We start from the raw sequence: 24463 nt of genomic DNA, 5'->3' as shown, positions 1-24463 counted from the left end.
TTACTCAGCCCTTCGACGGGATCGGAGCACGGCGAGGATGATCGGCAAGGCCAGCACCATCAGGAACAACCGCAGGCTCTGCACGCTGGCGATCAGCGTGGCGTCGGCGTTCATCGACTCCGCGACGCCGAGCACGGCATTGATACCGCCCGGCGTGGTGGCCAGATAGACGTCGGACCATTCCAACCCGGTGCGGGCGGCGACCGCGAAGCCGATGGCCGCGACGACGCCGCACAGGGCGACGATAGCGCCGAGCACCGCCGGGATCAGGCGGGCCATCTCGACGATCACCGGCCTGCTGAACCGCGCGCCGATCTCGAACCCGATCAACACGAACAACACGTCGCGCAGCAGGTTGGTCGGCGCGAACCCGTGGGTGAGGCCGAGCGAGGTCAGCACGGCGGTGGCGAGCATCGGCCCCATCAGGGTCGGGGTCGGCAGCCGCAGCCGCTTGCCCAGCCACGATCCCGCTATCGCGAGCACGATCGCGATGCTCAATCCGGCGACCTGGTCGCCACGGCCGACGAGGGCCCAATGCGGCAGCGCTTTGTCGATCGCGTCACCGATAGAACTGTCGCCGCCGGAGCCGAGGTGGTCGTCGCGCAGGACGAGGGCGATCGCGGGCGCGGTGGCCGCGACCACCGCGACGCGCAGGTACTGCATGAAGGCCACCGCGCGAGCGTCGGCGCCCGCGTCGTCGGCCGCGCTGACCATGGCGGCCGAGCCGCCGGCGAGCAGGCCGAGGGTGGCAGTGGGCAGATCCACCCCGGTGAACCGGGTGAACAGCAGCGCCGCGACCACACTGACGCCCAGGCTGACCACCGCGACCGCGGCGACCGGAGCCAACTGCCACCCCACCTTGGCGAGCAGTTCGATCTGCAGATAGCTGCCCATCATCACCCCGAGCATCGCTTGCACGCCGGTGGCGACGGTGTTCGGCAGCGGCGCGGGCACCTTCCCGAACAGCGCGAGGGCCGCACCCGCGAGCATCGCGACGATCATCTGCGCGGCCGGAAACCGTACCTGCTCCAGCAGCTCGGCGACGAGCAGGATCAGCGAGACGAGAACTACCCAGACCACAATCTGCGCACGCGCCATGGGCCCGGACGGTACGGCAGTAATCCAAGAGCAACCTAAGTCCGCGGGTCCCGCGCGGCGTCGGCCGGCATTCAGGCGCAACCCGGTCGCTATGACTCGATTACGGTCAGCGCATGCTTTGCAGCCATTCCAGGATCCGCCGGGTCGGGTCGGTCATGCCGAGTAGCTGTTCGGGATGGAACAGGGTGTGCAGCAGGCCTTGGTCGGGTGCCCAGCCGTGTGCGGTCTCACCGCCGAATGGGATCGGCGAAAGTGGCTGTGGGTCGAGGGTATTGGTGAAGACGGCCTGGGTGAGCAGCCAGTCGAGGCGGGCGTCGCCGTCCCAGAGATTCAGTGCGGCGTCGATCGGGTCACGCTGCCCGATCACCTCCGCGCCGCTGGCCTGGATGACGATGCCTGCTTCCGGTTCGATCATCACCCGCTGCCCTAGGATGCCCCACATTCCGTAGAGGGAATCCGGTGCGCCGGGGACGAATCGACCGCTGATCTCGCGCCGGTCCTGCATCGTCATCGGCGTGGTACCGGTGGTTCCCGCGTTGGTCCAGAACATCAGGCCGTAGTGGCCGTTGGCCGGTGTCGGCCGGGCCACCTGGTCGATGAATTCCGGTGCCAGCAAATGGTTTCCGTGCCAGGCGCCGCCCAGTCGCATGAGTTCACCGAGCTTGGCGTAGGTGCGGGCCGCGGTCCACAGATTCCAGTATCCGGCGACGTCACCGTCGGACGAGGGCAGCCACTGCCACTCCTGGTCGCCGATGCCGAGCGGGCCGAACAGTTCGGTGCGGACGAATTCCCGGAAAGGTGTCCCGGACGCCCGCGCGACCAGCCGATCGAGCACGGCGGGCAGCGACTGGTCGTATTGGAAGTAGGTGCCCGGCGGGTGCACGATCGGCCTGCTGAGCCAGTCGTCGAGGTTGTTCACGTAGGCCGCGCCGTAATCGCGTGTGACGTCGTAGTCGGTGCCGGCCGTCATGGTGAGCAAGTCGCGCACGGTGACCACGGCATGGGCCGGATCGGCCTGCGGCACGAACTCGCCGACTGTGCTGTCGGGGGTGAGCAGACCGAGCTGAACGGCCCGGGCGACGCCCATCGCGCTCACCGATTTGGCTACCGAAAAGCTTTGCGTAGCAAGTCCGTTGCGCTCAGGTTCGGAGCTGTAGACCTGGCACCCGTTGCGGTAGACATTGACGGCGATATTGGTCGGTCGCTGCGCGCGAACCGCGTCCAAGGCTGCTGTGAATCCGGGTCCGAAGCCGAGGTCCCGGGGTGGACGCCGGTCGAAGTCTTGGCCGGGTTCCGGTTCGGCACAGGTCGGCAGTGCCGCCGCGGCGGGTTCGGCCTGGCCGAGCACGACCGGTGCCGCGACTGCGGTGGCGACCATGATGGTTGCCGTGATCCAGCGAATGAGTCTGTGCGCCATGGGTTTCCTTCGGCTGGGAGTCAGTCGTGCCAGATGCGCTGGTGCTCGCGGTGGGTGGCCAGGACCGCGGTCTCGGTGAGCAGCGTGTCGTAGAATTCGACGTCGATGTGCTGGGCTTGCAGGTAGTTCATGATCCAAACGCTGGGCACGGTGCCGGGGAACTTGCCGAACGCCGCATCGATATAGGTGGCCTGCAACGTGAGCAATTCCCGAAAACGCTTGTCCCACGGGGCTGCTGAGCCTCGAACCTGCGCGTTGTCGGCGAAGGGTCCCGGTGTATCCGGATGGTAGGGCCCGCCGCGACCGAACTTGCGTTCGGCCAGGGCGTCGACCGCGTCGGCCATCGACGGGTAATGCGGCCGGCAGTAGGCCTCGAACGTCCCTGGGAGCCCCGTTGGATTCGGCATCGGCCACCGCGGGTCGGTGTCGTAGCGGAAGCCGAGGCCGGGGACGTCGGGCCGCCCGCTCGCACCCAACATGGTCAGCCGGTCGATGCCGTCGAAGCTCCAGCCGCCCAATCCCATTGCGCCGAGCAGCAAATGCCCGTTGTGCGTCGCGGCCATCAACTCCGCGCTCGCCTCGGCCAGGGAGTACTGCTCGACGAACGACAGGGGCAGTGGATCGGCGAAACGTAAACGGTCCCGGTAGTTTTCGACACCGGGGATGGTCGTGCCGTGCACGTCGTCATAGAGGACGAAACCGTTCTGGGTGAAGAAGGCGATATTCGCCAGGGTCTGTTGCGCCAGATCGGCGACCGGGATGACGAGCAACGATCCCGGATGGTTGGCGATCCAGGTGTTGTGTCCCTCCAGATACGGCTCCTCGCGCGGGATGGTGATGCGCTGGTCCGAGAGCCGGACGACCCGCGAGAGTAGTTGTCCGAGTTGGGCTTCGGTCGCTCCGGCACTCGGCGGATAGTCCTGGCTCGGCGTGGCGTCGCGGGTGGGCAGGAAGTAGGTGCCGGAGTCGTCGGTGAAGAAGAACTCGCTGGTGTGGAAACCGGCCGCCGATCCGAAGGTCCGGCCGGTCGGCGTGCCACAGTAATTCGGTGTGGCCGGCGCGTAGGCGGGGTGATGGCTGATGCCGAAGTGCCAGCCGGTCCAGCCCGCGACCGTATTGAGCACCAGCGCCCGCTCGAGATTACTCAAAGGTTGCGGCGGATGCTTGCTGGCAAAGGTCAGCGGCCCGGCCGGAATCGCGCCACCCATGGGGAATCGGCGGGAGCGACGTCCGTGTATGGCGTCCAGCAAGGGGAACCCGGCAAGTCCGTGTAGCGCCGAGCGCTCGGCCTCCGTGAGCGTGAGCGCGGGAAATGCCTTGTCAGTTCCGTTGGAACGGTTGGTTGAAGCCTGTGGATCGAAGGCGAGCATCGGGCCTTCCTTCATCCTTGACGGATTCGTGAATCTCATAATCGGTCCCCGTGTGTGGCATGTCAAAACAAGTGCCGATCGACACACCGGAGTTCCGGGTAGATTTGCCGACAGATTGCGCGCGCTCTTATCGCAAGCGATGCTCGAGGCGGGGGACTCGTCGAAAGGACATCTGCCTGTGTTCGACACAAACGGGAAATCGGTCATCGTCACCGGTGCAGGCCGGGGGATCGGCCTCGGCATCGCGCAGGTGTTCGTCGCGGCGGGCGCGAATGTCGCGGTGGCGGCGCGCAATACGGCCGAAGTGACCGGCGCCGCCGAAGAATTGACCGCTCGCGGACCGGGGACCGCCATCGCCGTGCCGGCGGATGTCACCGACGCGCAGTCCTGTCGCCGGATGGCGGCCACGGTCACCGAAGAGTTCGGCGGAATCGATGTGCTCTGCGCGAACGCCGGAATCATGCCCCAGGCCGCGCTCGCCGACATGTCCGCTGAACAATTCTCAGCTGTACTCGAGGTCAATCTCGCGGGCACGGTGTTCGCGGTGCAGGCCTGCCTGGCATCGCTCACCGAATCGGCGGCCGGCCGGGTGATCATCACCTCGTCCATCACCGGTCCGATCACCGGCTATCCGGGGTGGTCGCATTACGGCGCGTCCAAAGCCGCGCAATTGGGCTTCATGCGGACCGCGGCCATCGAACTGGCGCCGCGCGGCATCACCGTCAACGCGATCCTGCCCGGCAATATCCGTACCGAGGGTCTGGCCCAACTGGGGGAGCAGTACCTCTCCGACATGGCCGCCGGCATTCCCGCGGGCAAGCTCGGCTCGCCTGCGGATATCGGCCACCTCGCGCTGTTCCTGGCCAGCGCCGAGGCCGGTTACATCACCGGCCAGGCGATCGTCGTCGATGGCGGGCAGACGCTGCCGGAATCCTTCGACGCGGTGCGTCCGCGTTAAGTCGAATGAGACTTCGGACAAAACGGAAAGCAGCCGGTACGCAGGCTGAATGACGAGGCGCCCAGGCCGCATTCGCCGCCGGACGCCGTCGATTGCGGTGGTGCATGTCATGCGCCGGATCGCCTTTGGCCGCTGATCCGGCGCAGTGGGGGCATCCATGTCGACGACGTGTTACCTACGTGCGCAGGAAAGCCGGACGGGTGGCGGGTTGTGCCTTTCGCGATGGATTCTGGCAAGCGTTCTCATCCAACCCTGAAAGGGGGCGGTCCGTGGGCGACCATGACGATGACCCGGTTGCGCGGTTCGACGAATTGACCAAGGCCAACCACGCGCGGATCGCGCAGTTGTTGCTGCTGGTCGACATTCCGATCGAGCTTCCCGCAGTCGATTGTGTGGTGAGCGAGGAGGGGATCGACGCACTGATCAACGCGCGGACGCTGCTGTATCTGCTGCCGATGCGGTCGATTCATCGAGAAGCGGTGAGCACCGCGATCCTCGACTTCCTCGGCGGGCTGGTCCATGCCGGGCTGTCGATCACCGATCCCGGTGACCACGGCTGGCTGATGGAAAACGCCACCGTGACCATGTTGCGCGTGCACGAGGAAATCGCCATGGCTCGTCGGCTGCTCACCGGCCGGGTCTCCGACGAGGAGCTCGAGCCCGGTTAGAGCTGGTCACGGCGGGTAGCGGTGTCAGTGTGTGCTGTACAGCCGCTTGTGGTCGGTGACCGCGGTGAGCCGATACGGGCCGTTCGATTCCTCCGGGATCGGCCGGCCGGGTGTCGGCGGCTCGTCGTGCAGGTCGCGATAGCGCGCGTAATCGACCGGCTTACGTCCGGAAATCGCGGCGTTGTTGGCGGCGGTGCGGAGATGGTCTTGATAACCAGGCAACACGACACCCGACACGAATTCCGCGACGCACCCCGAGCCGTAGCTGATCAATGCGATGGGCTGATCCGTGAGATCGCCACGATGGTCCAGCAATGCGGCCAGTGCGAGATAGAGCGAGGCGGTGTAGCTGTTGCCGACCAGCCGGTTGTATCGGGTGGTGTCGTCGATCGCGGCCAGCACCGCCGCATCGTCGGCGGTCGCGTCGTTGACCCGCAACAGGTGCCGATGGGCCTTGAACGCCATTTTCGTGAACGGCTGGTGGTAGCAGAACGCGGCGAACTCCGCGATATCGCGTCCGCCCCGCCCGCGATAGTCCTGCCACGCCATTTCGATCGCGTGCAGGTACGCCTCGATGGAGAGTTTGCCGTCGACCACGGCGGTGTCGCGATAGTTGGGTCGCCAAAAGTCCATGATGTCAGTGGAATACACGCCCGACTCGGGTTCCAGCCGCAGGATGGCCGGATCCGCGGACACCAGCATCGCCGCCGCCGCGGCGCCCTGGGTCGCCTCGGCGGCCGAATCGAGTTCGTACTTCGCGATATCGGTGGCGATCACCAGCACCCGCTGGTCGGGGTGACAGGCGATCAGGCCGGTCGCGAATTGCAAGGCCGCGGTGGCGCTGTAGCACGCCTGCTTCAGTTCGACGACGCGCGCGGTATGGGGCAGTCCGATCAGCGGATGCAGGAACAGCGCCGCCGATTTCGATTGGTCCACACCGGTTTCGGTGGCGAGCAGCACGGTGCGAATGGACTCGGCGCCGTGCCGCTCGATGATCGGCGCGGCCGCGGCGGCGGCCATGGTGACGATGTCTTCGTCGGCGGCCGCGACGCTCATCTGCTCCTGGCCGATGCCGAGCAGGTATTTGTCCGCGTCGACACCGCTGTGGCGGGCCAGCTCGATGTGATCGAGCCGATAGTGGGTGGTGGCAATGGACAGGTCGTGGATGCCGATCTGCGGGGTGGTCATTGATTCACGCTCCGATTTCCGAGGTGGCGCGCTCCATTCGAGTGTGGGCGCGCATCAGTTCACCGTTGTTGGTGAGCGCGGCGAGCAGCGAAAGCTCTCCGCACAGCACCACGGCCGCGGCGATGACGGCCAGCCTGCGGCTGTTCGCGCCGACCGGGCGGGGCTCGCGACAGCCGAGCCGCGCGAGGTTCTCGGCGACGAACTCGTGGTGCTTCCCGTTGCCGATCGTGCCGACGATGATGTTCGGCAACGTGCACGAAAAGTACAGATCGCCCGCGCGATCCTCCAGGTGGGTGATGCCTTGCGATCCTTCGACGATATTGGCCGCGTCCTGCCCGGTGGCGACATAGAAGGCGAGCAGCATGTTCGCGTAATGTGCGTTGGCCGAACGGATTCCGCCGGCCAGCAGGGTGCCGATCAGGTTCTTGCGCACATTCAGCTCGACCAGGCGCTCGGTACTGGTGTGCAGGCGTTCGTCAACCACTGCGGCGGGTACGCGGATCTCTGCGACGACATTCTTGCCGCGCCCGAGAATCGCGTTCACCGCCGTCGCCTTCTTGTCGGTGCAGTAGTTCCCGGAGATCGAGCCGTAGCGCAGTGTCGGCTCCGCCATGAGCAGATAGTCGGTCAGGTGTTCGGCGGCGAGGGTCGTCATGTTGTGGCCCGACGCGTCGCCGGTGCCGAACTCGAAGCGCAGGAAGAGCAGGTTTCCGGCGATCTGCTGCGTCATGCCGGTCAGCTCGGCGAACCGGCTGCTGGCCGCGACCACGGCGCGCAGCCGCGGGTAGCTGTGCCGAATCCGTTGCGCCGCGGCGTGCGCGGTCGCGGCGCCGTCGGCGACCAGCAGGATGGAGCGGGTCATCATCTCGCCGAGTACCGTTGCGGTGATGCCGTTTTCGCAGAGCATGGAGATGCGCGCACCGCGGCGCACCGAGGCCCAGAGCGGCGATTCGTAGGTCGCCAGCGGCGCCGTCACCTCGTCGGTGATCTCGCCGCTGAGTCGGATCGGACCGATCCATGCCAAAGGCACTGGTGCGTAGTCTGATTCGGTCATTCGAGGCTCCTTTCCTGGTTCGCCTGCCTGGTGCGGTTCGCGTAGGCGGTGACGTCGACGCCGCGTAGTTCGGCGAATTCGGCTGGGGCGCCGGTGATCAGCAGATCGCAGCCGGTGAGATCGGCCGGTTTCAGCGCGCCGAGTACGGTCATGATCTGCTGCAGCTGGGTGCGCCATTCGGTGATCATCGTGATCAGCGCGTCGGTGCCTTGATCGACGAGGGTGTGCAGGAAACGGCCCGCGACACCCACCGCGCCCGCGCCGAGGGCCAGCGCCTTGGCCACGTCGAGCGGCGACCGGATGCCGCCGGAGCCGAGTACTTCGATCCCGGACAGGCCGGCCGCGTCGAGCAGGCAGGCGACCGTGGACTGCCCCCAGTCCTCGATGAAGCCGAAGTCGGCCGCGGTGCGCCGGTTGTTCTCGATCCTGGCGAAGTTCGTGCCGCCCCGGCCGCCGACGTCGGCGGCGGCGACGCCCGAGTCACGCAGCAGCGCAACCGTTTCCCGGCTCAGGCCGAAGCCGACCTCCTTGACGATCACCGGAATGCCCGCGGCGGCGGCGATCCGCGGCACCTGGTCGCGCCAGGCCCGGAACTCCCGATCACCCTCCGGCATCACGATCTCCTGCAACGCGTTGAGGTGGATCTGCAGCGCGTCCGCCTCCAGCAGATCGATCGCCCGGTGCACCTGATCGGGCGTGGCGGTGGCGTTGACGTTGGCCATCACGAAACCGCGGGGGTGTTCCTTGCGCAGCACCCGGAAGGTGTCGGCGAGCGCCTCGTCGGCGAAGTACGCGCTCATCGAGCCGGACCCGATCGGCAGCCCGGTCTCGCGCGCCGCGATGGCCAGGTTTCGATTGATGGTGCCGGTGTGCTCGCTGCCTCCGGTCATGCCGTTGATGAAAAACGGTGTCTCCCAGCGCCGCCCTAGCACCTCGGTGGCCAGTTCGACCTCGGCGCAGTCGGTGGCCGCCAACGCGTGGTGGACCAGCGCGACCGCATCGAAGTCGTTGGCCGCCGGCCCGGACCGGTGTTGCTCGACCGCGAAGCGCACATGATCGTCCTTGCGGCTGCTTCTCATCACGCGGCTCCCTCGGTCTGGTGTATCAGCAACGGCAGGGTGCGGATCCCGCTGTGGGCCCAGCGTTTCCGCAGCTGCGACGCGAGCCGCGCGGTGCCGGTCGGCACCAGCGCGATGCCGCAGTCGCCGCCGCCCGCACCGGAGGACTTCGCCGGTATGCCCAATGATTCGGCGGTGCGCCACAGCAATTCGAGTGCTTCGGTCCGGATGCCGATGCCTGCCGTGCGGTCCAGTGCGCAGAGTAGGTTTCGGGCGATTCGGATTTCGTGCGCGATGGCCGCGTCGTGGTCCTGGGTGATCGCGGCGGCCAATCTGCGCACGCAGGCGTTGCTTTCGGCGAGGAACGTCCGGCTACCGGCGCCGGCTCGATCGCGCGCTCGAAAGCGGGTGAGCAGTGCGGCCGATGACGCGGGCGTGCCGGTCCAGCCGACCTGTAGGCGCAACCGGGTGGGGGCGGGCAACGTCCGGACGGCGAAGCCGGACCAGGGGGCGTCCAGGGAGCCCGCCACACCGCGGGTGGCGAGCACCCGCTGGACCTGCGTACGGTCCGGTGCTTGATAGTGGAGCCAGCCGCCCCAGGTGGCTGCCGCGACGTCGCCGCCGGACGCGTGCGGGTCGACGGCCATAGTGGCAAGCATCGCCAGCCGGTAGCGTTGCGCCCGATTCAGACCCAAGCGGTAGACCGAGTTCAGGACGTTGATCATCGCGACCGTGACCGCGCCGCTCGATCCGAGGCCGAGCTTCGTGCCCCGGCCGTCGGCGAGGTCGGAGGTGATGGACAGTCGGCACGGCGGCGGGGCACCGCCGAGCGCGATGCGCACCCGTGCCGCCATGCCCAACGCCGACTGCACATAGGCGAACGGTGCGGGCGTGCGCAGAAGGTCATCGATCCCGTTGCAGCGCAGCGTATTTGCGCCGGACAGCGTCGACTCGACGGTGGTGAGCCCGTCGTCGCTCGCGCCGGCGCGCACCGTGACATACCGGTCGATCGCGACGAGAACCGCGCCGTGTCCGGGCTCGGTGACGGCGTACTCGCCGGCGACGTACAGCTTGCCCGGCGCGCTACAGCTGATCATCGGAGCCGCCGTAGGGTCGGTGCGGGCCCGGGCCGGCCGATGTGCACCGATTGGACCGTCTCGACCGCGCGGAGCCCGGCGGCGACCACGTCGGCGGCGGCCGCCTCGCACAGCACCTTGACATTCGGCCCCGCGTCGATGGTCGCGTAGGCGGCGATGCCGTCGACCCGCAGTTTCGCGACCCGATCCAGCACCGCCAGCGAGGCCGGGGTGAGGAAACGGACGGCGGGTCGCGCGGCGAGCATGGCCGCGTGCATCCCGAGCGCGTTCCGTTCGGCGATCTCGCCGACCGTCACCAATTCGCCGTCCGCCAACGCTTTTCGCATTTCGATCAGATCCTGCAGGCAGCTCGCGGACCACGCCCAGTAGCAGGGTGAGGTCGCGACCGTGTGGCGCATCGCGACCGTGCTCGAGATCGGCTTGGGGGTGGCATCGACGATCGCGACGACCATGGCCGGGTCCATGGTTCCGCGGGGAAGAGGTTCGGCGTAGGAGGTCGCATCGCCGTCGGGCCCGAGGCCTGCGCCTGCGCGCCAGCAGGTGAACCCGCCGAACACCGATCGACAGGCCGATCCGGAGCCGCGGCGAGCCAGCCTGGACAGCGCGATCGGATCGAGCTCGAGTTCGTACGCGGCGGCCGCGGCGACCGCGAGCGCCGCGAAACCCGCTGCGGAGGAAGCCAATCCGGCGGCCGTCGGCCCGGAGTTGGTGGTCTGCACGGTGGCGTGTTCGCGGCGTCCGGCGAGTGCGCGGACCAGTCCGAGGAACTGTTGCACGCGCTGGGTGGCCGGTCGGCTCGGCGGAGCGTCGTCGATGCAGACGGCATCGATGGTCGCGCCGGGCGCCACGGTCACCGTGGTGGTGGTCGGAAACAGATCGAGGGTCAGCGAGATGCTGCCGGTCATCGGCAGGCGGTACTCCTCGTCGCGCTTGCCCCAGTACTTCACGAGCGCGATATTCGGATAGGCGACCGCGGTCGCCGCGGCGGTCATGCCGCGGCTCCGAACGGAATGGTCCAGATGCGTACGGCCCCAGCCCGTTCGAGCGCGGCGGCGACGCGGTCCGCGTGCGGGATGTCCTCGGCGAGCGCGATCATGCAGCCACCCAGGCCGCCGCCGGTCAGTTTCGCGCCCGGCGCACCCGCGTCGACGGCGGCGGTGACCAGTCGGTCGAGGGCTTGGCAGCTGACGCCGAGCTCGCTCAGTAATGCGTGCGACGCAAGGCAGTGCCGGCCGAGGGCGGACAGCGCGCCGGTGGCCAGATCGTCGGCGGCCAGCCGGGTCAGTGCTGCGGCAGTGATCAATTGCTTCCGAGCCCAGTCCGATTCGACACCGAGTCGAGTTCGCACGTGCGCCACGGCCACGCTGGTGCTGCCCGGGATTCCGGTGTCGGCGACCACGATCCGGGCCCGCGCCGGGCAGGTGAGCGGGCGCACCCAGCCCGCCTCGAACCAGATCGGCCCGTCGGCCAGACAGGCGGCGGCGTCGATGCCGCTCGCGGTGCCGTGCGCGAGGTCCTCACCGCGCTGCGCCGCGCGCCGCAGCGTCTCGGGCGGCAGCGGATGATCGAGGTGGTCGGCGAGGGCGCGGACCGCCGCCAGGGCACAGGCCGCGCTGGCGCCGAGCCCACGTCCGGGCGGCACCGCGCAGCGCACGACGACGTCTACCGGGTGCGCCGGGTAGCCGAGGATGCGCAGAAGCGCGTGCGCTGCGGTGCCGATGCTGTCGCCGGACGCGTCGTCGCCACCCGGGTCGATGTGCACGGTGCGGATCAACTCGGTGTCGGGCCTGCGAGGTGCCGGATCGATGTAGGGGGACCCGATTGGAGCCCGCTGGTATGCGACCGCATCCACGCGCAGGTCCGGCATCGGTATCGCGATGGCAGGCATGCCGTACACCACCGTGTGCTCACCGAGCAGGATGATCTTGCCGTGTGCGCTGCCGGTGCCCACCCGGTGCTCGCGCGCCGTTCGGTACAGGTCGTCGGACATCACGCGCTGGCTCCCAACTAGGTTTGCGGTCAAGGTAATTCGATTGCACGGGGTGTGGACGCCGTCGGCCAGTCGATGTTCCATCGGATGGAACGCCGATCGGTTGCCGGAGTCAGGGGCCTGCATTGATCGACCTGGCGACGGCATAGGCGATCCGGCGTAACCGGTGCGAGACCGCCTCTCGATCCAGCTGCGGGCCGCCCACCGCGAGTGCGCCGATCGCGTGCCCGGTCGTGTCCAGCACCGGAACCGCGACGCAGGCGATGTCGGATCGATACTCGCGATCGCAGTGGGCCACCCCGTCGCGGCGTACCGACTGCAATTCGGCGCTCAACCGAGCGGGGCTGCGCACCGTGTGCGGGGTGTATGCCACGAGCGGGTCGGTGCCGATCAGTTGATCGATGCGTTCGGGATGTTCGTAAGCCAGCAGTGCTCGTCCGATCGCCGTGCAGTGCAGCGGCGCGTTGTCCGCGCCGCGCGCCGGTGGCCGCACGGCGCTGTGCCCGTGCACCACTGCGAGATAGCGCACCGTGCGGTTCTCGCGAACGCCCAGATACACGACATTTCTGGTGTCCAGCACGTAGAGATCGAGCATGTGCGGAACGCACGCGCGGCGTAACGCGTGCGGCGGATAGTGGAACGCTCGCGTCAGCTCCACCACGTGCTTGCCGAGCACATAGCCTTTGTCCAGGTTCTCGACCAGGCAGTGCGCGGAAAGCTGGTGCAGCACACGATGTGTCGTCGCCTTGGGCAGTTTGGTGCGGCGGGCCAGCTCGGATACGCCGAGCGGCCGGTGATCGGCGGCGAGGGTATCGAGCACGACAATCGCCTTGTCCAGCATCGACAGTCGGTCCTCGGATAGTCGGCCCGCGGGTAAGCGGCCCTCGGGTCCTCCGGAAATCATCATCGCCAGCGCATCCTTCGTGGACGGCGACCGATTGCGGCTCGACTGTGGACGGAACGTACGCGGCGCTATGCGCGCAGTTCAATTCGAGTCATCAGTTCGCGGGAGAAGTGTTCGAGCCGGGCTGGGTCGACTTTCTTATGGGAGATATGTATGTCCGTCGCGCCGGGCGGTGGCCGGCAGTATTCGCCGACGGACGGTCGTAGAACGTGCGGTGTCATCAATTGTCCCGTCGGGTCGCCAATGACGCGACGTAGCGAAGGTATTCCGCACCGTCCGTGTCGAAGACACCGCTTTCGACTACCGAGGAAGACAGGGCCAACCGCTGGGCGATGAGTTCTTCGACGTACTCGACAGCGCCCGTATCCCGGATGATTTCACGAGCCTCGGCAGCCTCCGTATCGGTGATGCTCGGGTTCCCGACAATGGCATCCAGCCGGTGCCGTTGGAAATCGGTAGACCGCGTTCGCGCCGCGGCGAGGAGTGCTGTGGGCTTGCCGTCACGCAGGTCGTCCACGTCGGCCTTACCGGTCCGGGCGGGATCACCGAAAACGCCGAGCAGGTCATCGCGTAGTTGAAAGGCCTCGCCGAGCGGAATACCGAATGCCGAACAGGCGGACAGGACTTCCGGTGTCGCACCCGCGACGATCGCGCCGAGCCGAAGCGGATGTTCTACCGTATATTTCCCGGTTTTGAATCGCGCGATGGTCAGCGCGGCGGCGATGTCGGCGTCGCAGCTACCGGTGTGCAACAGGTCGAGGTACTGGCCGACCAGGGTGTCGGTGCGCATGCGGTCCAGCGCCTGCCAGAGGGTGTCGGCGACGGCCGGTGGCAGGCCGGCGTCGTGGAGCAGTTCGTAGGACCAGCCGAAGGCCAGGTCGCCGGTCAGGATCGCGGTGTTCACGCCGAATCGTTCATCCGATCGCGCCGGCACGGCGGACGCCATTCGGCGGTGCACGGTCGGCCGCCCGCGCCGGGTGTCGCTGGCGTCCATCACATCGTCGTGGATCAGACCGAAGGTGTGGAAGAGTTCGAGCGAAGCGGCGATCCGGATGACCGAGGCGTGGTCGCCCCGCCCGCCGGCCGCGCGCCAGCCGCAACAACACAGCAATGGCCGCAGCCGTTTACCGCCGTCGAGGAATTCGCGCAGCAGATCGACGAACAAAAGCAGCGTCGGTGCCTGCGCCGACGCTGCTTTGTTTTCCAGGAATTCATGAATTACCGCATCGGTAGCCGCGCGATCACCGGCCATTGCCGTGGCTATCGCGGGCGCGGACCGGGCGGTCGGCATCATTACTTCGTCTTTGCTGAAGTTTTCCGTATCCAGTGCCGCGGGATTGCCCGGACGGATTGTCCTATCGGCGGTGTGTGAATACATATGTGATTGCGCCATGGAGAACCGTTCTCCTTGCTCTTCGATTGCAATCGAAGGTAACGCCGGACGGCCGGGCAGAGCTAACTGTCGTTCCGTCCGGTGGAACGTTCGATGGCGGACGAGCCGCGCGGCGTCGGACACTCGATGGGGCCGTGGCGGACATATCCGCGAGGAGAGAGGAGCTGGCATGGCGACCCAGACAAGCGCAGGTCCTGCGCTGTTACGCAACGAATTCGAGCGGGATGCCTTTACCTATTACGATACGAAAAGGCAGGATGCGCTGAACCTGGATCTCGGGCACGCAGATGGGTTCTACCACCATCACTTCGCGGTCGGAGATTTCGACCGCAGCATTCTCGGCCGGGCCGGCGTGAGCCGCGACAAGGCGATCGATGCCGAATTGCATCGAATGGAGACTCGTCAGGTCGACGTGCTCATCGACGCATTGAGTGGAATGCAGGCGGGGAGCCGGTTGCTCGATGCCGGGTCCGGGCGCGGCGGCACGTCCTTCCTGCTGCACCGCGCATTCGGCTGTGTCGTCGACGGCGTGAACTTCTCCAGCTATCAGAACGATTTCGCGCGCGCCCAGGCGGCGAAACACGGGTGCGCGCGCGACGTGCGGTTCCACGACCGGAACATGATCGACACCGGGTTCGCCGACGACACCTTCGACTACCTGGTCACCAACGAGACCACTATGTACGTGCAGCTGCCGGAGGCGTTCGCGGAGTTCGCGCGGGTGCTCAAGCCCGGCGGGGTGTACGTCCTGGTGACCTGGTGCTGTGACGACACGATCGCACCGGAATCCGCCGAGGCGGCCGCGATCGACGAGCACTACCGCTGCCACACCCATCGCCGCGACAGTTACCTGCGGGCGTTGCTCGATGCCGGCCTGACCCCCTTCCAGGTCGACGACCTGACCAGGCCGGCGACGCCGTACTGGGAACTGCGCCGGGAGTCCGCGCTCGCCTCCGGCGTCGAGGACGCTTTCCTGGACGGATATCGCTCCGGCCGAGTCAATTACATGCGCATCCTGTCGCGCTGCGGTGGGCCGGGAACGGAGCCCCATGTCCAGCCGTGACACCGCGGTCCAGCCGCCGCCCTTGCCCGACACGGTGCACCGGTCTCGCGAAATGCTGCGAGCCGGAATGGAATCCGCGCTCGCGCCGATCCACCCGGACCTAGCGCTGGCCTGCCGATACTACTTCGGCTGGCGCGAACTGGACGGCACGCCGGTCCAGGCGCGCGGCAGCCGCGGCCTACAGGCCTCGGTGGCCTTCCTGTGCGCGCGAGCGGTCGGCGGCCAACCGGAATCGGCGCTCCCCGCCGCGATCGCGATGGAATTCCTGCACAATTCGAGCCTGCTGCACGACGACCTGATGGACGAGGACGCGGTGCGCCGCGACCGGCCCACCGTGTGGGCAGCCCTCGGCACCCCGACCTCCCTGCTCTCCGGCAACGCCCTGTGGATCGCGGCCAACGAGGTATTGCTCAGCGTGCCAGGGGAACTCGGGGCCGTCGCCACTCGGCTGTTGAACGAGTCGCTGCACACGTTGACCAATGCCCTGGCCGCGGAGATGAACTTCGAGCGCCGCCCAGCCGTCGAGATCGCCCTCGACGAATGGCCGCAGCTCGGCTTCGGCAAGGGTGGTGCCCTGCTCGGTTGCGGTGCGGGCCTCGGCGTGCGGCTCGGCGGCGGCAGTGCCGCCGCGGCGGAGCCGTTCGAGCAGGCAGCGCGGCACGCCGGGCTCGCCTGGCAAGCCATGAATGATGTCGAAAACATCTGGGGTGACGCGGATTTGATCGGCAAGCCCGGATACAACGACCTGCGCCAGCGCAAGCGGACGCTGCCGGTTCTTGCCGCGCTGCATGCCGCCCACCCGGACACCGCGCAGCTGTCGAGACTGTGGGACAGCGCTGGTAATTCAGACGCGGAGTTGGCAGCCATGGCGACGCTCATCGAGTTGACCGGCGGCCGCGGATACGCGGAAGGAATCGCGCGCAGCCATCTTTCCTACGCTCTCGGGCTGCTCGGGCAGACGCCGATGCCGGCGCCGGTCCGTACCGAACTGCGGACGATGCTGCACTTCGTGGTGACCAGGGATCCACACCCGCCGGACTGAATATGGTTCTGCACCAGGGTATTTCATAACACGGAACAGCTGAACCTGATCGACACCAGAGGAGGCTCGACAGTGAGCACAACCAACGGCGTTGCCGGACCGACCGACAGTGCGGCGCGACCGAGATTGCCGTATCCGAGCGGGTGGTTCCCGCTGGCCTTCAGCGACGAGCTGCGTCCGGGTCAGGTCCGGCGCGAGCGGTTCATGGGTGAGGACGTCGTGTTGTACCGCACCCGCAGCGGACTGGTTCGCGCCACGAATCCGCACTGCCCGCACCTGGGTGCCCACCTCGGTTACGGCGGGTGGGTCGACGGTGAATGCCTCGTGTGCCCGTTCCACGGTTTCGCCTTCGACCCGGCCGGTGCCTGCGTGCGAACGGGTTACGGCACCCAGCCGCGGGGCAAGATCGGACTCGCGCTCCGGCACGTCGAGGAAGTCAACGATGCCATCTTCGTCTGGTATCACCCCGACGGCCGGGCACCGGACTGGCATATCCCGGCGGCCCGGCCGGGCTTCCCGCGGCCGGTCCGGCGCTCGTCCACCCTGCTCGACCATCCCCAGGAAGTCACCGAGAACATGGTCGACGTCGGGCATCTGGCACACGTCCACAACGTGGTCGACGGCTACGAGATCGTGCCACCCGAATTCGACGGCCCGCTCATGCGCTGCCGTACCGCCGGCGCCAAGCCGCTGCCGTTCGGACAGAAGGTCAAGTTCGACATCGTCACGGAGAGTTGGGGATTGGGCCACACCATCGCGCACTTCGTGTTCCCGAGATTCGGCCTCGAAGGCCAGCACCTGTGGTTCGTCACGGCCACCGACCCGACCCATGTGATGTTCCGCTACACGCTGGCGCTCAACTTGCCCTTCGGAAATTTCGGCGACCACCACCCGCTGGGCAGGCTGGTGACACTGCTCGCCGCACCGAACCTGGTCGGCCTGCTCACCGGTGACTATCCGATCTGGGAGAACAAGATCTATCTCGAGCATCCCCGGCTGATGAAGGGGGACGGCTCGATCGGGCCGTATCGACGCTGGGCCAAACAGTTCTACGGCGCTGACCGCCGGACCGCAGCGGGGGTCGACACCGTCCCCGCACCGGCGCTGAACCTCGGTGACGCCGACTAGCGCTGTGGGCACGCGTTCGTGGCAATACGTAGCAAGGAGGAATGTTGTGAAACGTCTCGAAAGCCCGCCGGAGACCGTGCTACGGCCGCGGCGACCGTACGCCAACGGATGGTTTGTCCTGGGATCGAGCAAAGACGTTGCACCGGGCAAGATTCGGACGTATCGATTCGTCGGCGAGGATGTCGTCGTGTTTCGTACCCGGAAAGGGATCTTGCGTGCTTCCGGCGCGTACTGCCCGCATTTGGGTGCGCACCTGGGATATGGGGGCCGCGTCGACGGTGAATGCGTGGTGTGCCCGTTCCACGGTTTCGCCTACGACACGACCGGTGCGTGTGTCCGCACCGGCTACGGGACGCCACCGCCGAAGGCGGCACTCTCGTTGCACACCGTCCGCGAGGTGAACGGTTTCATCCTGATCTGGTATCACGCCGAGGGCGCCGAGCCGACGTGGGAGATTCCGCCGCTGCCGGACGACTTTCCGGCGCAACGTCGGCATGACGTCCGGTTGCGAGAGCATCCACAGGAGGTCACCGAAAACCTCGTCGATCTCGGGCACTTTCTGCACGTGCACAACTTTTCGGCGATCGCGCAGGTGCGTCCGATGGAAATCGACGGTCCGCACCTGCGTTACGAGTTCGAGGGTGTCAATCGCACGCCACGCTTGTTCGGGATACGCGAACGACTCGTCGCCGACGTCTACGGGCTCGGCTATATCGCAGTCCATTTCACGCTGCCCGACCTGCACATTCGGGGTCGCGCCTTCGCACTGTCCACCCCGACCGATCCGACGCACGTGGTGTACAGCTACGGCGCCAGTTTGATGGGGCCGGGCGGCAACGGGTTACCCGCGCGGCTGGTGACTCGGCTGTTCGTGCCGTTCATGATGGCGATCAGCGTGCCGGCGGACTACCCGATGTGGAACAACAAGACCTTCCTCGAGCACCCGCGACTCGCCAAGGGGGACGGCCCGATCATCGCATTCCGTCGCTGGGCGAAGCAGTTCTATTCAGCCGAGACCGGTAGTAACGGCCAAGCCGACGCCGGTTCGGTTCGCACGGAAACCGTGCAGTTCGACTGACCGGGCTGTGCGGCAGCGGTCAACTGCGGCGATCCGGCCCGCTTCCCGCTTGGACCGCACGGACACCGGGCGTCAGGAACAACAGGACGAGTGCGCCGACCAGGACGACAGTCCCCAAGGTGGTCGCCGCCGCGGTAACCCCCTGTGCGAAGGCGTCGGTCGCGACCTGGGTGGCGTAGCTCCCGGCATCGTTGCGCGGAGTTGTCGCGAGAGTCGTCGCCAGCGACTTCGACACCGGGGCCCGCAGTTCGGGCGCGACCTGAGGGAGATGCGCGGTCACCGTTTGCGCGTAGCGGGCGGCGAGCACGCTGCCGGCCAACGCGATGCCGATCGCCGCGCCGAACTCCCTGGACACGTCGTTGACCGCTGCGGCGACACCGTGTTTGCCCACGGGTGCGTCGCGCACGATGGCCCAGGTCGACGGCGCGGTGGCGAGGCCGTAGCCGGTCGTCATGATCAGTTGTGGCGCCAGCAGATCGAGATGATCGGCAGTGCCGCTGACTCGTCCGAAGGCGTAGAACCCGATCGCGATCAGCAGCTGACCTGCCACGATCAATTGGCGCAGGCTGAATATCCGCGTCAACCACGGGGTCAGCAGCGAGCCGAGGATCAATGGGATCGGAATCGGTGCCAGCGCCAGGCCCGCCTGCAGCGGGCTGTCACCGAGCATCAACTGCATGTACTGGAACGTCAGCATCACGGCCGCGAAACACGCCATGAACTGGATAGCGATCGACAACACGCCACTGCTGAACCCGCGCGACAGAAATAGATTCATCGGCAACAACGGGTTGCCCGTGCGCAATTCGACCATCACGAAAACGGCGACTCCGACGCTGCCTACCACCGCGGGAATGACTACGGCCGGATGTGTCCAACCGCGCAACGGCCCTTCGATGAGGGCGAATACCAAAGCGGCGACGGCAATGGCGCTGGTCGACGAGCCTGCGACATCCCACTTCGAACCCCTGGCTCGCTGCGCGGGAATCACGGCCACATACAGGCCGAACAATAGCGCGGCGCACACCACGAATGCCACGAAAACCATGCGCCAATCGCCGTATTCGACCAAGAGACCGGAACCGAGCATGCCGAACACCCCACCGGTCCCGGCGACCCCGGCCCAGAGACCGACGGCCAGCGATTGCAGCCGAGCGGGTAATCCATCAGTCAATGCCGACAGCGTCGACGGCATCACGAGCGCCGCGCCGATGCCGGCCACGATTCGCTCGCCTACCAGCATTCCGGAGTCCGGAGTCCAGATCGACAGCAAGGACGCCGCCGCGAAAACGGCCAGCCCGATCAGCAGGATGCGCCGCCGGCCGAAGCGGTCGCCCAGCCCGCCCGCGGGTAATACCCCGCACGCCAGCGCGAGCGTGTATCCGTCCATGATCCAGGTCAACTGTGCCTGGGTGGCGCCGGTGGCGACGGTCAATTGCGGAAGTGCGGCGTACGGCGCCGCCATTGCCGCGATCACCAACGCCACGCCACCGCAGGATACGATCACTTCCCACTTCTGCTGCCTGGTCCATCCCGGCCCGCGCGCCGTTCTTTCGTGACGTTCGAGCATCATCGAATACCTCCGGAAACGTCGATCACGGCGCGGCCGGATGGCGTCGACGCGGAAATTAGGCCACGCTGTGAATATCGCTCACACACGCTCGGCAGGGCGCGCGGAATTCTCGATCGACTCTATTGATTCGGTGGAAGATCGGCGAGATCTTGTTCCATGGAACGGAACGTTTTTTGTCGAGCCGGTCAGGTCGGATCGAGGACTTAAGCGTCGCGTGTTCCATGCGACGGAACGCGTGCTGGCAATCTATGCCCGCCGACCGGTAACGTCGCGACAGGAACCCGCCCCGAATGCCGTGCAGGGCAGCCCGTAGCGGCACGGAGGATCTTATCCAGGAGGTGCGATAGGCCGTGAAACTCCAATTTCCCATGAAATCGAGATCTACGCCGAGTGATTCTTCGTCCATTCGTCCGGCGCAGGCCGCAGCATCTGATCTTTTCCCTTCGCTGCCGTATCCGAACGGCTGGTTTTCTGTCGGCCGCAGTGTCGACATACCGGCCGGGAAAGTGATTCGGCAACAAGTCATGGGACAAGACATCGTGGTGTATCGCACCCGCTCGGGTCTGGTACGTGCGACGCAGCCGTACTGTCCGCACCTCGGCGCTCACCTCGGCATCCGTAGCAGCGTCGACGGGGAGAATCTGGTCTGCCCGTTCCATGGCTTCACCTTCGATCCCACCGGCGCGTGCGTGCGCACCGGCACCGGCGATCCGCCGCCCAAGGTCGGGTTGACGCTGCTGCCGACGCGCGAGGTCAACGGTATCGTGCTGGTCTGGCGGCACTCCGATGGCGCGGCGCCGGATTGGGAAGTGGAGCCGCCGGATATTTCGGGTTTTCCGGTGCCGAGGTATTACAGCCGTACACTGCACGACCATCCCCAGGATGTTATGGAGAACGGGTTCGATTTCGCGCATCTTCCGGTGGTACACGGAGTCGTCTATGACGTCACCGAGCGCCCCGACTTTTCCACGACGACCGTTCGGATGAACGTTCGGGTGCAACCCGACAAATCGGGTACGGGGCCGTTTGCGAAAGCTCCGGCGGAGATCAGAGCGGCCCTCGAACAGGGAATCGGGCCGTTCGCGCAATTTCCGATATCCGCGAAGATCACCCTGTCCGGCCTGGGCTGGATAGTGGTCGAGGGTGTGTACCCGCGATTGGACATAGGATTTGTGGCCTGGGTTCTTCCGACACCGATCGATCCCACTCATCTGACGATGCGGATAATGGTGACCGCACGAACGGGCGCCAGTCGCGGCGACGCGCGCCCATCGCGCGTTCCGCTGTTGAATACCGTCCCATCGCGGTTGATCACCCGGCTGGCGCATGTGGCCCTGGTGCACGACCTCAACAAAGACTTCCCGATCTGGCAGAACAAGATATATGCCGATAGGCCGCGACTGGTCAAAGGTGATGGGCCGATCATGGCGTATCGGCGGTGGGCGCGACAGTTCTACAACAGCGCCGAATACGACGCGGTCATCGGGTTGCACGGCCGCTACCGCTGGAACGGCGATCCCGATCATCGGCTCGCCGGAGAGCATTCCTGACACCGATCACGACGAATTCGCCGCGGGCGGGTGTACGCGATGCTGCCGTATCGCCCGCACGCGGCGCGTGAACGGCGCTGGGTCGGCAGCGGTCTCGGTCGATCGACTCGACACCTGAGAAGGACATCGTATGGGCGCCGTGTCTGCTGGCCGCGCTGTCTCGATCCCGGCTGTGGCCCAGCGCATCTGGCCGTTGCTCGGTGAACCGGAACACCACCCGTCGTGGCTGACTCTGCACCGCGGATTCGACAGCGAGCCGCCGGCCCGGCTGCGGCGCAACGACTGCTACTGCCAGCAACTCTCGCTCCTCGGCAGGTCCGGGTCGATCGCGTGGATGGTCACCGAACTCGCCGACAACATGCTGCTCGAGCTCACCGGCACCGCTGCGATGCGGGTACGGATCACCCTGCGCGCCGCCATCGAACCCGGCGCGGATGCCAGCACCGTCACGCTGCGTATGCACTACGACAGCCCATTCATACCCCGCGGAATCGCTGAAACCCTTTGCAAGGCAACCGAAGCCGCGCTCGGCGAAAGTCTCGATCGGCTACGTCAGCTGGTCTGCGCCGGGGAGCGAACGTAATTCGCGCCGCCGGTATCACTCGATGCCGGCGGCGCGCATTCAGGAGCTTGCGCTCAGTCGTCGAGCAGCGACCACCACCAGGAGATCTCCGGGTAGGGCGGCGGGGTGTGATCGGTGGGATCCCAGTAGATCGGGGTGTCGACGAAGGTGATCTTCGGCAGGCGCAGTGGTTCGACGCCGTCGGACCCCACGGTCTCCAGGTACCGGGCGCTGGTCGAGGTGAAGGCGAGGGTGGCGGGCATCCACAGCGGGAGGTCCTTCGCGTACTGGACCACCGCGGGGCTGGGGTGCTGGAGCAGCTTCCGCTGGAGGGGTTCGATGACCATCATCATTCGCTCGATCAGCTTGAAAGTCTCGGTGAAGGCCTCGGCGGGTGACAGGTCGTGCGTGCGGGCGAGCGCCGACACGATGTTCATGTCCGACTGCCCTTTCGGCAGCTCCTTCGCCATGCTCAGCACGTCGTTGTAGAGATAGAGCGGGGCGTATACCGCGCGGGTGAACGCGCGCATCAACGGCATGTGGTACTCCTCCGCGGTCAAGGTGTAACCGCAGGCGGGACCGGTCATCGCGGCCAGGATGCCGGGGCCGGACTTGAACCAGCGCATCCGCAGGAACTCGTCCACGTCGGGGAGTTCGGGGCGCAGCTGGAGCGCGCACTTCCAGACCTCGCCGCCGACCCACACCAGGTGCTCGGGCAGCACCAACTGGGTGCCGGCCTGGGTGAGGCAGTCGTCGAGCATGTTGCGCAGGTCGCGCAGGCTGTTCAGCCACACATCGTCGGCGGGAATCGGGTCCTCGCTCGGGCACAGGAATACGCGGTTCGCCTCGCTGGCGGCCAGGACCACTTTCGACAGATCCGGCATCAGCGTTTCCAGGTAGTCATCCCACAGCAGTCCCCACTGGAAGTAGCAGGTGATCGCTTTGACCGATTCCGCGCTCGCCGCGGGGGGATAACCGGGTGCCACGAACAGGCCCATATTCGCCCTGGTGTCCCGGGAATTCGGTTCGGCCATGCCGTGCCGGAGTATCCATTCGACGGAAAAGGCGTCGGCCGCTTCGATTCCCACCGGGTGCACGCGCATCGGCACCGGGGAATAGACCGGGAGTTCGTCCATCGACGCAATGTCCTCGAGGACGTGCCGCATCGAGAGGTCGGACTGTTTCATCGGAGCTCCTGTCGCTGGAATCAGTGACCACGTACCGGCAATGGTCGTCATCGCTGAGTATCGAATCCGATCGATGCATCCGCCATATTTCGTTCCAGGAGATGGAACGCGTTCTCCGATAACGGCTTTCGGGCGCGAAGATCGGCGCGGAATGGCCTGCGGCGGCGAGAAACATCGCTTGGGCGTGCGCAGCGCCACCGGGCCGGCGCCGATCGTGCGCGGTGGGGTGCCCGGAAATCCCGGCGGGTCTGCGATGCTATTGCGGTGGCGATTGGATCAAACGAGTCGAACGGGCGGTGGGGAGAGCACAACGCCGAGCGTCGCCGGGTGATTCTCGAAGCGGCGGTGGCCCTGATCGAGGACCCCGAGTCGGGGCCGGACATTCCGCTGCAGGCGATCGCCGACCGGGCCGGGGTGAAACGGTCGGTCATCTACCGCCATTTCGCCGATCGGACCGACCTCGATGCGCAGACGCGAGCGTTCGCGGTGCTCGGGGTGGCCGAGGAATTGGTCACCGGGCTGAACCTGGACGGCAGTATCGACGAGGTCATCTATCGGACCGTCGAGAAATTCGCGCGCTGGATCTCGGCGCACGCGAAGCTCCACGAGTGGATCGAACAGGGGCCAGGCAGCCATGCCCCCTCCGGACAGGAACTGGTGACGGGGACCAAAGCGGCGATCGCCGAACGCATCGTGGCGATCTTCCGAATGGCCATGGCGCTGCTGGGCGCGGAGGACGAACCCGGCATGGAGTCCATGGTTTTCGGCGTGGTCGCGATGGTCGACGGCGCGCTGACGAGGTGGGTGCGGACTCGGCCCGATGGCGTCGATGCGGCCGCGATGGCGCGGATGCTCACCACCACCATTGTGTACGTCATCGACGGTCATGCGCGGGCGCGGGGTCTCGTCCTCGATCCGCACCGTCCGCTCAACGAGGTGCTGGGCGTCTCGTTGTCGCCGTTCTGACGGCGTTTCCCGGGTTCCGCCGGCTCTGACAGCCGAACCGGCGACCAGTGCTGTCGCGTTTCGACCGCGACACGATGTCTCAATCAACCCTTGCTTGTCGATTCGTTGCGCGTTACGCT

The 24463-nt window shown here is 66.6% G+C and carries 22 protein-coding genes and 1 pseudogene; 10 read left to right on the top strand and 13 right to left on the bottom strand.

Annotated elements, in window-relative coordinates; translation table 11 throughout:
• From F3087_RS11080 to F3087_RS11070, 3 genes are all read right to left on the bottom strand, one after another.
• Positions 1–1098, bottom strand: coding sequence for an AbrB family transcriptional regulator (locus F3087_RS11080; RefSeq protein WP_150401732.1), 1098 nt, complete (start codon positions 1096–1098; stop codon positions 1–3).
• A 106-nt stretch (positions 1099–1204) separates the two neighbouring features.
• Positions 1205–2515 carry a serine hydrolase domain-containing protein gene (locus F3087_RS11075; RefSeq protein WP_150401731.1) on the bottom strand — a complete coding sequence of 437 codons (1311 nt, stop codon included), beginning with the start codon at positions 2513–2515 and terminating at the stop codon, positions 1205–1207.
• Between the two features lie 20 nt (positions 2516–2535).
• Complete coding sequence (locus tag F3087_RS11070) at positions 2536–3885, bottom strand: hypothetical protein (protein ID WP_223884986.1); 1350 nt, start codon at positions 3883–3885, stop codon at positions 2536–2538.
• A gap of 178 nt (positions 3886–4063) precedes the next feature.
• On the opposite strand from F3087_RS11070, the gene fabG reads away from it, so the two are divergent.
• The gene (gene fabG, locus F3087_RS11065; RefSeq protein WP_150401730.1) at positions 4064–4843 is read left to right on the top strand and encodes a 3-oxoacyl-ACP reductase FabG; all 780 of its coding nucleotides are present in this window, start codon (positions 4064–4066) and stop codon (positions 4841–4843) included.
• A gap of 269 nt (positions 4844–5112) precedes the next feature.
• Positions 5113–5511 carry a hypothetical protein gene (locus F3087_RS11060; RefSeq protein ID WP_150401729.1) on the top strand — a complete coding sequence of 133 codons (399 nt, stop codon included), beginning with the start codon at positions 5113–5115 and terminating at the stop codon, positions 5509–5511.
• 24 nt (positions 5512–5535) lie between these two features.
• On the opposite strand, the gene F3087_RS11055 is transcribed toward F3087_RS11060, so the two are convergent.
• From F3087_RS11055 to F3087_RS11020, 8 genes are all read right to left on the bottom strand, one after another.
• Positions 5536–6699, bottom strand: coding sequence for a hydroxymethylglutaryl-CoA synthase (locus tag F3087_RS11055; protein WP_150401728.1), 1164 nt, complete (start codon positions 6697–6699; stop codon positions 5536–5538).
• 4 nt (positions 6700–6703) lie between these two features.
• Positions 6704–7753 (bottom strand): hydroxymethylglutaryl-CoA reductase, encoded by a 1050-nt coding sequence (locus F3087_RS11050; RefSeq protein ID WP_150401727.1) that lies wholly within the window; start codon positions 7751–7753, stop codon positions 6704–6706.
• The gene (fni, locus tag F3087_RS11045; protein ID WP_150401726.1) at positions 7750–8832 is read right to left on the bottom strand and encodes a type 2 isopentenyl-diphosphate Delta-isomerase; all 1083 of its coding nucleotides are present in this window, start codon (positions 8830–8832) and stop codon (positions 7750–7752) included. Before fni ends, F3087_RS11050 begins: the two co-directional genes overlap by 4 nt.
• A complete protein-coding gene (locus F3087_RS11040) occupies positions 8832–9908 on the bottom strand; it encodes a phosphomevalonate kinase (RefSeq protein ID WP_150401725.1) in 1077 nt (358 codons plus the stop codon). The genes fni and F3087_RS11040 overlap by 1 nt, the downstream gene beginning before the upstream one ends.
• A complete protein-coding gene (gene mvaD, locus F3087_RS11035) occupies positions 9905–10900 on the bottom strand; it encodes a diphosphomevalonate decarboxylase (protein WP_150401724.1) in 996 nt (331 codons plus the stop codon). Before mvaD ends, F3087_RS11040 begins: the two co-directional genes overlap by 4 nt.
• Complete coding sequence (gene mvk / locus F3087_RS11030) at positions 10897–11898, bottom strand: mevalonate kinase (protein WP_191093898.1); 1002 nt, start codon at positions 11896–11898, stop codon at positions 10897–10899. The genes mvaD and mvk overlap by 4 nt, the downstream gene beginning before the upstream one ends.
• Before the next feature lie 112 nt (positions 11899–12010).
• Complete coding sequence (locus F3087_RS11025; RefSeq protein WP_150401722.1) at positions 12011–12805, bottom strand: IclR family transcriptional regulator; 795 nt, start codon at positions 12803–12805, stop codon at positions 12011–12013.
• A 217-nt stretch (positions 12806–13022) separates the two neighbouring features.
• Positions 13023–14096: a polyprenyl synthetase family protein gene (locus F3087_RS11020; protein WP_191093897.1), complete on the bottom strand. Its 1074-nt coding sequence runs from the start codon at positions 14094–14096 to the stop codon at positions 13023–13025.
• Positions 14097–14364: 268 nt separating this feature from the next.
• Here F3087_RS11020 and F3087_RS11015 point away from each other — a divergent pair, with 268 nt between their 5' ends.
• From F3087_RS11015 to F3087_RS11000, 4 genes are all read left to right on the top strand, one after another.
• Entirely contained in the window at positions 14365–15258 is an 894-nt protein-coding gene (locus F3087_RS11015) for a methyltransferase domain-containing protein (RefSeq protein WP_150401720.1), read from the top strand.
• Positions 15245–16300, top strand: coding sequence for a polyprenyl synthetase family protein (locus F3087_RS11010; RefSeq protein ID WP_150401719.1), 1056 nt, complete (start codon positions 15245–15247; stop codon positions 16298–16300). Before F3087_RS11015 ends, F3087_RS11010 begins: the two co-directional genes overlap by 14 nt.
• Positions 16301–16372: 72 nt before the next feature.
• A complete protein-coding gene (locus tag F3087_RS11005; RefSeq protein ID WP_150401718.1) occupies positions 16373–17428 on the top strand; it encodes a Rieske 2Fe-2S domain-containing protein in 1056 nt (351 codons plus the stop codon).
• A 46-nt stretch (positions 17429–17474) separates the two neighbouring features.
• Positions 17475–18506 (top strand): Rieske 2Fe-2S domain-containing protein, encoded by a 1032-nt coding sequence (locus F3087_RS11000; protein ID WP_191093896.1) that lies wholly within the window; start codon positions 17475–17477, stop codon positions 18504–18506.
• Positions 18507–18525: 19 nt separating this feature from the next.
• Here F3087_RS11000 and F3087_RS10995 read toward each other — a convergent pair whose 3' ends face one another.
• A complete protein-coding gene (locus F3087_RS10995) occupies positions 18526–19992 on the bottom strand; it encodes an MFS transporter (protein ID WP_263407204.1) in 1467 nt (488 codons plus the stop codon).
• 455 nt (positions 19993–20447) lie between these two features.
• Between F3087_RS10995 and F3087_RS47415 the strand changes: the two are divergent.
• The 3 genes and pseudogenes from F3087_RS47415 to F3087_RS10985 form a co-directional block, all read left to right on the top strand.
• Positions 20448–20765, top strand: a pseudogene (locus F3087_RS47415) (Rieske 2Fe-2S domain-containing protein); the annotation flags it as partial.
• Positions 20766–20768: 3 nt separating this feature from the next.
• Complete coding sequence (locus F3087_RS10990) at positions 20769–21629, top strand: hypothetical protein (protein ID WP_263407203.1); 861 nt, start codon at positions 20769–20771, stop codon at positions 21627–21629.
• A 130-nt stretch (positions 21630–21759) separates the two neighbouring features.
• Positions 21760–22212 carry an SRPBCC family protein gene (locus F3087_RS10985; protein WP_150401715.1) on the top strand — a complete coding sequence of 151 codons (453 nt, stop codon included), beginning with the start codon at positions 21760–21762 and terminating at the stop codon, positions 22210–22212.
• A 53-nt stretch (positions 22213–22265) separates the two neighbouring features.
• Here F3087_RS10985 and F3087_RS10980 read toward each other — a convergent pair whose 3' ends face one another.
• A complete protein-coding gene (locus F3087_RS10980) occupies positions 22266–23378 on the bottom strand; it encodes a terpene synthase family protein (protein ID WP_150401714.1) in 1113 nt (370 codons plus the stop codon).
• 264 nt (positions 23379–23642) lie between these two features.
• Between F3087_RS10980 and F3087_RS10975 the strand changes: the two genes are divergently transcribed.
• The gene (locus F3087_RS10975) at positions 23643–24344 is read left to right on the top strand and encodes a TetR/AcrR family transcriptional regulator (protein WP_191093895.1); all 702 of its coding nucleotides are present in this window, start codon (positions 23643–23645) and stop codon (positions 24342–24344) included.
• The last annotated feature ends 119 nt before the right edge of the window (positions 24345–24463 follow it).

Origin of the sequence: Nocardia colli, from assembly GCF_008704205.1 — a bacterium.
GTDB lineage: Bacteria > Actinomycetota > Actinomycetes > Mycobacteriales > Mycobacteriaceae > Nocardia > Nocardia colli.
This window is presented reverse-complemented; position numbering and strand designations above follow the sequence as displayed.